We start from the raw sequence: 11,985 nt of genomic DNA on the forward strand, positions 1-11,985 counted from the left end.
AATTTTATTCCGTTTTATAAACCTCTAATTCAATTTCGATTAAAAATTCAGGTAATGCCAATTCCTTTACGCCAAGCCAAGACCCTGTGGGGAATTGTTTTTTGTAGATTTCATTTCTATAGGCGGAAACTTCAAGAAATTTTGGCATGTTGGTAGTAAACACATTTTCCACGATCACATCATCAAAGGTGCACCCATAGTGGTTCAATACTTTTTCAAGATCTGAATAACAGTTTTTCATTTGTTGTTCAATATCGCCTATTGCTGTTGGGTTGCCTTCATCATCCATACTCACGGCCCCTGATATTTTAATATCGTTACCGATTTTTACGGCATGCGAATAGCCATAAGCTTTCTCGACTTCAGGACGGAGCAGAAAATATTCAGGGGTTTCCTTTTCGACTAGTATTGCTGTTTGTTCGGTGGGTTTCTGGTTGGTTTGTTCTTTGCAGCTTGAGAATGAAATTGCGGCGATTAAGGCAATTCCGAGGGTATTGAATTTTGTTGCTTTCATTCTAAATCGATTTTTTATTGCTTCAGCTCAACCCGAATGAGTCGAATCGGTTTGGTTGGACTCAAATTTTCAACCGAATGTGGTGCTTCCGGGTCCTTCCACATGGTCATCGGAAATTCCAATGGCGATGGCAGTTGTCGGGTATCCAATATGGTATTTCCTTCACCATCACGGTCAATAAACGCTCCGGCCTCCATGACATAAAGTACACTTGGCCATTGGTGGTGATGAACAGGTTCCAATTCATTGGGTGAAAGTGTCACTTCCAAAACCCGTACATGGTCATTTTCCATCAGAATTTTATGATTGTTGGGTGCAGATACCACAGCGTCTTGATTTTTGGGCCAATCTTTCGGATTACCCGTTTTATAAAGCAGCTTTTGATTGGATTTTTGATTTCCGCTATTGAAAGCATCATCCAGTTGCTTGGTATCTACATACTGCTGAAATGCCGTAACCATACCATTTTTAAGGGTCCAAAGGTGTGCTGCTTGCACGTCATACTCAGCTCCATTATGCTTGTATTTGGCATCGTAGCGCAAAGTGGCGAACACCTGGTTATTGCTCATCTCGTGAAGCACTATTTCCTTCAAATTAAAATACTCGTGCTGTTCACCAATACGGGCGAAAACACCATTTAAGACGGCATCAGGTCCTAGATAAGGGTTGCCATCAGCCAAGGCATTACCCTCGGCCTCGTTCCAAACTACATTGGGGTCTAGCTTACTAAGTACCGTTGGAATATCACCTACGGCAAAAGCCTTATACGCACTATCGATAACACCCAAATTCTTAGGATTGGACCGCAGGCCCAATGGTTGCCCAATCAAAGTTTTGTCTTCAATACCTACAAAAGATTGGGAATTGACAACCCCGGTAATGTTTTGAGCGAAATTTGTTTCCTTGATCAGACTGACCTGTGGTTCATTGACAATATCATCCCAAACTTGGGAATACATTTGAATGTCCTCTTTAATATTTATGTTTTTTTGGGCGAATGCTGTTGAAAAACATAGAAAAGCAATAATGAATGGAAATATACTTTTTTTCATGATTTGATATTTTATGTCGTTTATCCCTCACTGAAGGGAATCTTTTTAAGTCTAATTTATGTATACTTTGAACTTTCTTGCTTAGGGGAGAGGAGGGAAACTGTTTGTGTTTAAAACCTACAGGGTTCATAAAACCCTGCAGGTCTGGTAATCCTAACAGGATCCATCTATAGTTCCCCCGAAATACAAAATGGACCGCTCTGCTAGGTTTAATGTGAATCTTATTGCGTAGGTGGTGTAATACCTAATTGGTTAAATACGACCAAATTGTCATAAAATGCATCTTCCTGCACGCATTTACCTTCGGGATCAAATGTCCAGACACTAAAACCATGGGTTTCTATTTTCTTATTGGTGGGTTCATTTTCCATAAAATTTCCGGTATTCGTTCCCGTGCATGTCCAGTAGATGTATGCTGTATTCCCAAAAATGGTGGATTTATCGATTTTCACTTTAAAGTCGGGAAATGCACTATGATATACATCCATAAAATCCCCATAATCTGATTGTTTTTTAGCGATTATGGCACCATTGGCAGTTCTTTTAACATTGTTGACCATATTGGCATACATTAAATTTTTGTCATTGGAGTTCCATGCTTTTGTAATATTATCAATAGTCGTTTTAATGGCCTTTTCATCTGCCGACATGTTATTGGACCTCTCTACTTCCTGTAACGCAAGTAACACCTGTGATGGATCCCACATACCGACTTCGCGAACTACTTTCCCATCTACAAACTGATACGTCAGGTGTATCGGTACGGTGACTTCTTGATTGTTTGCCGCTAGGGTACCTTTCCACTCTAACCAGCAATTCACCCAGGTTTCCCCATCATCGGTCACAACCATTTCATACTCCGGATCATTATCGGTAAAGCTTCTACTGGAGTATAGCTCATCATTCGCTTTGTGGTATGCTACGGTTTCATCCGGTGACATGAATTTGTCCTTGGAAGAGGAATTAAAGAACGTTTTTGCCGTATCGGCATAGATACTTGTATCATAGGCTTTGTCATTGTAATTCTTGATCGCCGTTTTGACGATGTCAATTTCCTTGGATTGTTGTGTATAACGTTTTTCTTGGTTTTCACATGCTGTGAATAGGACGATGACGAGTCCTAATAAAATGAATTTTTTCATGGTATTTCTTTAATTAAGTGAGTAAGAGAATAAAAACCTCGATGGGTTTTATAGCCATCGAGGTAGGTTTGATTATTATTTAGGAGCGTAGCCCATATCTGGTCGCATGCCTCCTTCAAAGGCCTCATATTTTTTAAGGCTGCTAAAAAAATCGGTATAGGTTTTTTGCCATTCTTCACCCATTGATTCATTGTTCGCTGAGATTTTCCCAGAATAATCAGCTGCGTCTTTGGCGGCAATCGCTACCATATAAAAGGCACCTCGGGTACCAAAACCACTGCGATATACCCTATATTCCAATTTAGACCCTTTGTTTTCGAATAACGTCTTAATGGCTTCCACTTTTTTCTTAACCTCGGCCCGGTTGCTAGGCGTATAGTGGTAATAATGAAATTTTCTATAGTCTTGCCCTTCTGGTGTTTGGGTTATGCCACTTGGCATATAGGACAGTTCCTTGTCAAGATGTATGATATAATTATGCTCTATATCATAGCATTTATCCATTCTATTGAACAAGTCGTCCATTTTTTCCGCACCCATTTTTTCTGACAATGTTTTGAATAAGGGTTTCTCGATATCCGCCATACCGCTAATGGGACTTACCCATAAATACCTGTTATCCGCCGTATTGCTTACTATAACATTAAATTCCTGGATGTTGTACTTTTTCATGTTGTCGGTAAGCTCTTTACAAATGGACTCGTATTGGCCTATCATCGAGGGTTTTACAACATCCTCGTGTACCCAATACGCTTGGGAACTTCCGTTTTGGGCATTGAGTCCGCCCATAAATAAAACGAAGATAAATGTGCTTAGAAATGTCAATTTTCGTGTTTTCATTTTCGTGTGAATTTTGGTTATTACTTTTTTATATAGGTCTATAGGATTAGATTTTCAGGAATCATCCAATGATTATTCCACTATTGGAGGGATTAATGTAAACCCCATTTGCTGCAAAAATGCCAGTTCATTGTAATAGGTCTTTTCGATTGAAATTTTACCCGATGGATCAAAGGTGATTTCGGAATAACCACTTACAACAACGTGTTTACCCGTGGCACGGGATTCGCCAAAAGTGCCCGTATTGGTTCCTTCAAAAGTCCATTGGGTGAACAATTGATTGTTTTTGATCGTGCAATGATCTATTGAAAGTACCAAATCGGGAAAACCGGTAAAATAAATATTCAAATTGGCCTCTAGTTCATTAAAGTTTTCCGCCACCTTTATTCCGTTGAGCTCCCTACTGTAATTTTCAACCGATATAGATCTTACACTGTCCATATTTCTTCGATTCCAGCCCTGTGCTATATAGATGTCAAAGTTTTTGGACATGGTATTTTCAAGGGCGATATTCTTTTCATTTGCATCATGTTCCTTGCAACTCGTGCCCAGGAACACCATCATTATCAAAATTATTCCCATTCTTCCCATAACCCTTTTATGTTAGTGTTATTAGCCCCTTTGCACCACAAGTGTATACTTTTCACTAACTAAAGAATACAATTACAACCTAGAATGAAATCGTTTAGGGATGAAATGGCCGAAAAACTGTCCGAACCCCTATTTTTAATTATCGAAGATTTATTTATAAATTGTTGTATATTTAACAAACTCATTTCCCCCGGTGACAATATTCCTGAAATGAGAAGTCGTACTTTGATCACTATCTTCACAACGACCATTTCTTTTTTGAATGGCTTTATCGGCATTTCCCAAATAGTGGACCTGGAACGCGAAAAACCTTACAAAAAGGTATTTGTAGAAACTGATAATTTCGGGGCTTCTTACTTAGACATTTTAGAGAAATCATACCCATTGATTACGACCGATACCATTCAGTTCTCAATGCTGAACGATCTCGCATACTATTGGCATACGCGTAATTTAAAGACGTCGATTGCCCATACCCTAAAAGGCCTACAGCTGACCAGGAAAAAAAAGGATACACTTTGGGAAGGTAGGTTTCAGATTACACAAGCCGCTATTTTGTTGCGTATGGAAAAACTGGATAGTGCCTTGACCATCTTAACCCAGGCGAAGGAAAAAGTACTGGAAAAGGATTTACCGTTTCTTTATACTCAAATGGGATATGTTTTTGAACGTAAGGGACAGCTAGATCGTGCGGCGGATTATGCTCTTGATGCATTACGTCTAGGAGAAAAACTTAAGGATAAAAAGGCCATAGCTTTGGCATATAGTGATTTGAGCAATTTGTTTTGGAAACAATCAAAATTTGCTTCGGGCTTGGAATATGGTTTAAAATCGGTCTCAATCTTTGAGGAACGGGGTATCAATGATCTGGATTATGGTTTTACCCTTTATGTTGTTGGTAATAATTATTTGGAATTGAAATCCTATGAAAAGGCTTTGAACTATTATGATCATTCGATCGCTATCGGTGAGCGCTATGGTTTTTACAACAATCTTAGCGACGTATATATTTCAAAGGTGGATCTCTATACCTATTTAAATGAATTTGAGAAAGCGGAAATAGCATCTGAAAGTGCGGTGAAATATGCTGAGTTATTGGATAATAATTTTATGTTGATGCGCTCATGGTTATCCATTGGGAAATTACAGAATATTCAAGGAAAGTATGCCTCGGCCATCGAAAGTTTGAACACGAGCATTGCGATTGCCTCCGAGGATTTTGGAGATGAGTTTTATTTAAGTCAAGCTTATGAAACATTGGGCAAGGCCTTGGCAGGTAACCATAATTATCAAGAGGCCTATCAGGCTTTTGCCGTATACGACGATCTAAAGGATAAGATTTTCACCGCGGAAGCCGATCAAAGAATATCGCAATTGAGAACCGAATTCGATGTTGCCCAGAAAGAGAATATCATTCAATTGCAACAAACACGTATTTCCAAACAACAAACAAGGCAAACATTGATCATAAGCCTTGTGTTTCTGTTGCTGCTCTATCTACTACTGTTGTACAAAACGTTAAAGATCAATAACAAAAAGAATAAAATGCTCCAAAAACAGAACAAAGAGAATGAGTTTCTGCTAAAGGAGATTCATCATAGGGTGAAAAACAACCTAGAAATCGTCTCTAGCCTAATTTCCTTACAATCGGCCGAGATCAATGATGAAAAGATTGTAGCCGCCATGAAAAATAGCCAGCATAGAATTCAAAGTATGAGTATGGTGCATCAAAAATTGTATCAAGAAAAAAGTCTGTCATCCATTGAAATGAAATCCTATTTTTTAGAATTGGCGAATTACGTAGTCAATGTTTTTGATGCCCAAGATAGAATCGATGTGCATTTGGAAATGGATGAGATCGAGTTGGACGTGGATACCGCTATACCCATTGGGCTTATTGTAAATGAACTATTGACAAATTCGATGAAATACGCGTTTCCCCACAGGGCCACCGGTGGTCTCACCATTAAATTGCAAAAAACGGATTCCCAATTGTTCTTGTTTGTTTCAGATAATGGTATTGGTAATAACGCAATAAAAGAACAGATAGGTACCGGGTTTGGAACTAAATTAATTAAATTATTAACCCGACAATTAGATGGTAAAATGAATTTAGTAGTAGAGAACGGAACGACGGTTTCTTTTGAATTTCAATATAATAAAGCAGCATAAAAATGGAAGATAAAGTTAGGGTTTTGGTAGTTGAAGATGATATGATCATCGCCGCGAACATTAGTTTACAGTTGACCAAACTGGGATACGAAGTAACTGGGATAGAGACTAGGGGGGAGGAGGCCATAATTCATGCAGAGGCAAACAGTCCGGATATTATTCTTATGGATGTTAATTTAAAAGGCGAATTAGACGGTATAGAAACAGCCCAATGTATACATGAGGCAATGAACATCCCAATTATATACCTTACGGCGAATACGGATGAAAATTCCTTTAATAGAGCGAAGGAGACGCATCCATTTGCTTTTATTCCCAAACCATTGAACAGCTTACAATTACAGCGCACCTTCGATTTAGTGGTACAGCAAATTAAATTGAAAAAGGAAAAGAATGAAACAGGTAGCTCATCAATGAAAGTTTTGGAAGACCGTATTTTCATACGCCATAAGGGTCATATGAATAAATTATTATTAGCGGATATCCTTTATATTGAGGCGGATAGGAATTATTGTAAGGTCGTAACGACGGTAAGCCAGTATTTGTTGGCTACTACCCTAAAAACCATGGAAGAGAAGCTGCCTGCAACCATGTTCGTAAGGGTTCATAGGTCGTATATGGTGAATATTGGCAAACTCGATGTTGTTGCCGATGGGCATTTAGAGATTGGAAGAAAGGTAATCCCCTTTGGAAAATCGCACAAAGAACCGTTGCTAAATCGTATACAAACGATTTAATGTAGGTTGGTCCTTCATTTACCAAAAAACCTACTTCTGATGATCTATGGCCCATTTCAACAACGAGCTGCAGTTATTTCTTCTTGCTCAACCCGTTGGGGTATTGCACATATTCCGCTCCTTAATTGACCCTTGATTTTTCTTCCTCGGCCCCTGTACCTCTTTTCCGGGCGGATTTAAGTTTGCTATTTCCAAAACTTCTAGAATAAGTTAATATAAGGGTGCGATTAAAGAAATCAACGCTATTTTTAGTATTCAGGTTTTGTTCAGGAATATTCGTTAATACGGTCCATTTCAAGGAATCTAACAAATCATTGACCTTAAGCCCAAGCGTGCCCCAACGATCACCAAATTTCTTTTGGATACCTATATTGATACTATAATATTCTTGGAGTACCGCTGCGCCTAAAAAGCTAATAATCGAAGGGCTGTTATAATTTACATTGATTTCCGAAGTTAGGTTTTTTGCTATTGTGAACGATTGTGTGCTGTTTATATTGAAGGTGTTCTGTTCCAAGGCTAAAAGTGATCCGTTCACTGTGTTTGTAACCTTGGTGTTTAGGTATGTAAAGTTGTTCTGCATTTTCCACCAGTTGGTGATGGTAATGGGGAGCCCAAAGGTCAATGAAAATGTTTTGGTTTGATCCATATTAGAGGCCCCAAAGATGAGTCTTTCGTTTTCTTCATCAAACTGGGAATTATACCTTGAAATGGTACCGTCCTCAACGGAATACTGGGCCGAAAGTATAGTAGACCTATAGTTGAGATCAAATTTGACCGAGTTGGAAATAGCAGGTTGAACAGCCGGGTTTCCTGCAAAAAATGTAGTGGGATCAATAAATATGACGAAAGGGGCCATATCATTGAAGGTAGGTCGGGTAATGCGTCTTGAGTAGGAAAGATTAAAACTCAGGGTATCGTTTACCTTCTGGGCAAAATATACGGTCGGAAAGAGTTCACCAAAGGACCTATCAACCACTTTGCCTTGTTTTTCGGAAACCAGGTCTGAGTTGGTATGTTCATAACGTAAGCCTAATTGAACACTGGTTTTATCGCTTATGGTGTATTCCAAGCTGCCATACCCAGCCAATATGCGTTCCTTTAGGGTACTGACATCGGTAAGATCAGGATCTTCAAGGAAATTTTCATCCTGAAAAGTTCCTACGGCCACATCGTTATCAAAATTGCTGAAAGCCCCTTTTAGACCCATATCCAATGTAATCTTATCGCTGAAACGGTTGCTATAATCGATTTTACCTACCGTAATGTTAATTGGGGTTGATTTATCGCTTGTGGTGAGTTCCTCCCTTATAAAGTTGTTGTTGGCGTCAAAAAAGCTATTGGTATACATCGTTGGATTTTCGAGCTTATATCTCAGATAATCCAAATCAAAGCTCACAAACCCATCCTTCTTAAAATCATGTTTGATATTAATATTCGACCCAAAATGTTGTAATTGATTTCTTTCCGTGTTCAAAAGTTCGACAAAAGAACTCGGCATATCATTTTCAGTCTCTTGACTCTGATTTACCGCATCCATCGTCCACTTGTTATCATTTGCCCACAATAACAACCCTATGATAGTTTTATCGGATGTTTGATAATCCAGTCCCGTTCTAATATTGTGATTGCGCTGAATGGGATCCCGGTCCGAAACTGTCGATATGTTTACGGGAATGCCATCCCCATCAATAAAACTCCTATCAAAGGTGAATACCTGCGCTTGCGCATTCCTTAAAAAAGAATAATTACCAAAAAAGTTAAGTCGGTTTTTTCTATAATTGAAGTTGATGTTGTCAGAGGTTGTATTGCCATTTCCTACCCCTGCTAAAAGTGAATAGGCACCATTAAGTCCGACATCGGTCTGTTCTTTTAAGACAATATTAATAAAACCGGCATTGCCTTCAGCATCGAAATTGGCCGGAGGAGTGGTAATCAATTCAATAGTTTCGACATTGTTCGCGCTCATTCCTTCCAGCATTTGTACAAGACTTGATGCCGGCATATAACTCTGTTTACCATTGATCATCACCAAAACACCACTTTTCCCTACTAGTGAAATAGTACTGTTCTGTCGGTCTACCAAGACCCCGGGCGAACGTTCTAATATTTCGAGCGCAGATGAACCTGCAGATAAAATACTGCTGGCAACATTGATGACCATTCGGTCGATTTTTTGGACGAATAGGTTTTTTTTGGAAGTGACCACGACTTCATCCAAAGCAACTCCTTGGGAAAGTGATATTGTGGGTATAGTCATTTTTGAGCTCCCATCGAAATCGAATTGTTCGGTTGATATGGATTCGAATCCGACCATACTTGCCGATATGGTGTACTTTCCCCTAGGAATGTTTTTCAATAGGAATAGACCTGTTTCCTCGGTAATCGCACCCTTGATCAATGTTGAATCACTTGTTTTAAGCAATAAAACGTTTGCAAAGGATAGTGGCACCCCAGTATCGTCTACAACCTTGCCTGAAATGTCGTTTTGGGCTTGGGAAAATTGCATCATAAAGATCGAGAAAATCAGAAAAATCAATGAATTAAGGCACTTAGGCAGAAGTTTCATTTTTTTTTGATTGGATAAATGATGGTTACAAATATTTAACTCCTCCTCAGATGAATGGAAAATGGAATCATTTTTTAAAAATATTAGGGAAACTGGCTGTGAGTGATATGCAAAAATGTCCAGTTTATAGCTTATGGGCAACTTAACTAGGATGAACTGTAGCAAATCGTGTCCGGGCATACCCATTTACTTATCAAGAGGCTATTTAAAATTAGCTATACTCAATATTAGCCTGGTCTCATTCATACCTTTTGAAAATTTGCATTTTGGCCCCTGATAAATTAAAGTATTGTTTTGGACACTTAAAGTATAGCTTGGTCCTTGTTTCAATTCTTAAATCGATAAAATAAATTACTATTATATATTGGTTCGGGGGAGCCATAAATTGGAATTCGAATTTGGGCTATGGGTAAATTGTCAAAGTTCATAGCCCAAACGAATTCTGCAAACCAATAAAATATAAGAACATGAAAAAGCTTGTACTTATTACCGCATTGATGCTGTTCGGTGTAATGGCCAATGCACAGGAAAAATTATATCTGGTTTTCGAATTTATGAAAGTGGATAATGAACAAGAAAATGCTTATGCCGATACAGAAGCTTTTTGGGAGAAGATACATGAACAACGTGTCAAGAATGGGGATATTATAGGATGGGATTTGTGGGCTTTGGGTCCCGGAGGGGAGAATCAAGGCTTTCAATACCTGACCGTAACCCTTTTTAACGATCCAGTAAAAATGTTCGAAGGCGAAGGATTTGAGGAAGCTCTAAATGCAGCTTACCCTAACATGTCTGAACAGGCACTTGATGAAAAATTCAATGAAACTTCAAAATCGAGGGATTTGGCGGTAAGAATATTTGCCAATGAAATTGCCAATACGTCCCCAGAATTCGACATGCCTTTAGGATGCGTTGCCCAAATAGATTTGATGAAAGTTGATCTAAATGACTATTACAAATATGAGAAGGCGGAAAAAGAAGTCTTTCAACCATTGCACCAAAAGGCCGTGGATGATGGTACTAAGGCCAACTGGGGGCTGATTCGGTTTATGTCGCCCATAGGAAGTGATACTTACGCTTCGCATATGACTGTAAGCATGTTCAAGGACATGAAGCAAATGCTTAATCAAAACATTGATTTCAACGAAGGTAATACACCAGCACAAACAAAAGCTATGAACGACGGGATTGCTTTAAGGGACATGAAATATGTTTATACGGCAAGATTGATTCGTAAGGTACGTTAGCCGAAGGCAATCGATACACATCCGTTTGAGTATATACAAAAAACCACGGTCCTAGCACCGTGGTTTTATTTAGTTAAATTTTACTCCACCAAATCACAGTCATAAAAGGGGTACGTAGTATTTTCCAATATAGTCTCCAAATGATTCCCGTTATTGTCTGTCCTTACCAATCTGGTAAATTCCCCACAAATGGTTCTTGAAAAGTATAGTTGCTCAGAATTCTTGGTCCATCGGGGAAGTCCGTTGGCATTATCGTCCTTTATCACATCTGTGGTCAATTGGGTTTCAAAATTGTATTTTCGAATGGCCCACTTACCAATTAAACAATGTAAGAGATTCCATTGGCTCTCAAAGGCAATTTCCTTGCCATTTGGTGACCAATAAGGGTCGTGGTCCCTTTGGTCATCATCGGTGAGCTGTATCTCATTAGTACCATCCTTATCCATCACATGAATTTCCAGATTGAAAAAATTCACGGGATTACCTACATAATCCACGGGATAGGCCGTATAAACGATTTTTTGGCCATCAGGGGACCAACTGGGATCGGCAAAAAGACTATTTCTTTGGCTTATTTTTCTCGGGTTGGATCCATCGTTAGCGGTAATATAGATATGCCAAAAACCACTTTCATCGATAACTGCCATAACAAGTTCGGTTCCAGCTGGCGACCAATCGGCAACACCCTGGGCAGACCAGTTGTAATCACTTAAATCAATGACTTTTTCCGGATTGGATCCATCTATATTGGCCATCCATAATTCAGCATCGTCATAATTGTTAAACTCATCACTCGAAGCAACGTTTATGGGTGATTTGTACCAGAGTATTTTCTGCTTGTCAGGAGAAACCCGAACCCACCAATCATGATGGTCATTATCGACGATAATAGGGGTTTCAATACCTTCTTTGTCTGTTTTAAAAATATTGATTATACCATTTCGTTTGCTGTAATAGTAGATTTCAATTTCAGAATCGATCGATTCTTGAGGGTCGTCCCCTATATTTTCTTTTATGGGGTCATTTTCAGAGTCTGTACTGCAGGATACGAATGAAAAAATTGAGATTAAAAGCAGCACCCTTGTGGCTAATTTTATCATTTTCATTTTGATTTTGGTTGA

General features: G+C 38.9%; 10 protein-coding genes. 3 read left to right on the top strand and 7 right to left on the bottom strand.

Annotation, left to right across the window (positions count from 1 at the left end; all coding sequences use genetic code 11):
- Positions 1-4: 4 nt before the first annotated feature.
- From HPE63_RS01185 to HPE63_RS01205, 5 genes are all read right to left on the bottom strand, one after another.
- Positions 5-514, bottom strand: a complete 510-nt coding sequence (locus HPE63_RS01185; RefSeq protein ID WP_188312400.1) for a RidA family protein — start codon at positions 512-514, stop codon at positions 5-7.
- Between the two features lie 14 nt (positions 515-528).
- A complete protein-coding gene (locus HPE63_RS18475; protein WP_223198013.1) occupies positions 529-1,566 on the bottom strand; it encodes a nuclear transport factor 2 family protein in 1,038 nt (345 codons plus the stop codon).
- A 221-nt stretch (positions 1,567-1,787) separates the two neighbouring features.
- On the bottom strand, positions 1,788-2,708 hold the full coding sequence (locus HPE63_RS01195; RefSeq protein ID WP_188312401.1) for an ester cyclase: 921 nt from the start codon (positions 2,706-2,708) through the stop codon (positions 1,788-1,790).
- 75 nt (positions 2,709-2,783) lie between these two features.
- Complete coding sequence (locus HPE63_RS01200; protein WP_188312402.1) at positions 2,784-3,548, bottom strand: hypothetical protein; 765 nt, start codon at positions 3,546-3,548, stop codon at positions 2,784-2,786.
- A gap of 72 nt (positions 3,549-3,620) precedes the next feature.
- Positions 3,621-4,130, bottom strand: coding sequence for an ester cyclase (locus tag HPE63_RS01205; RefSeq protein WP_188312403.1), 510 nt, complete (start codon positions 4,128-4,130; stop codon positions 3,621-3,623).
- A 93-nt stretch (positions 4,131-4,223) separates the two neighbouring features.
- Between HPE63_RS01205 and HPE63_RS01210 the strand changes: the two genes are divergently transcribed.
- Both HPE63_RS01210 and HPE63_RS01215 read left to right on the top strand, forming a co-directional pair.
- Positions 4,224-6,311 (top strand): histidine kinase dimerization/phosphoacceptor domain -containing protein, encoded by a 2,088-nt coding sequence (locus HPE63_RS01210; RefSeq protein ID WP_223198014.1) that lies wholly within the window; start codon positions 4,224-4,226, stop codon positions 6,309-6,311.
- 2 nt (positions 6,312-6,313) lie between these two features.
- Positions 6,314-7,048, top strand: a complete 735-nt coding sequence (locus tag HPE63_RS01215) for a response regulator (protein ID WP_188312404.1) — start codon at positions 6,314-6,316, stop codon at positions 7,046-7,048.
- Between the two features lie 121 nt (positions 7,049-7,169).
- Here HPE63_RS01215 and HPE63_RS01220 read toward each other — a convergent pair whose 3' ends face one another.
- Positions 7,170-9,617: a TonB-dependent receptor domain-containing protein gene (locus tag HPE63_RS01220; RefSeq protein WP_188312405.1), complete on the bottom strand. Its 2,448-nt coding sequence runs from the start codon at positions 9,615-9,617 to the stop codon at positions 7,170-7,172.
- 467 nt (positions 9,618-10,084) lie between these two features.
- Between HPE63_RS01220 and HPE63_RS01225 the strand changes: the two genes are divergently transcribed.
- Positions 10,085-10,864: a hypothetical protein gene (locus tag HPE63_RS01225; protein ID WP_188312406.1), complete on the top strand. Its 780-nt coding sequence runs from the start codon at positions 10,085-10,087 to the stop codon at positions 10,862-10,864.
- An 80-nt stretch (positions 10,865-10,944) separates the two neighbouring features.
- Here the strand turns inward: HPE63_RS01225 and HPE63_RS01230 are convergent, their stop codons facing one another.
- Entirely contained in the window at positions 10,945-11,964 is a 1,020-nt protein-coding gene (locus HPE63_RS01230; protein ID WP_188312407.1) for a TolB family protein, read from the bottom strand.
- Positions 11,965-11,985: the final 21 nt, after the last annotated feature.

This window comes from Maribacter arenosus, from assembly GCF_014610845.1.
GTDB lineage: Bacteria > Bacteroidota > Bacteroidia > Flavobacteriales > Flavobacteriaceae > Maribacter_A > Maribacter_A arenosus.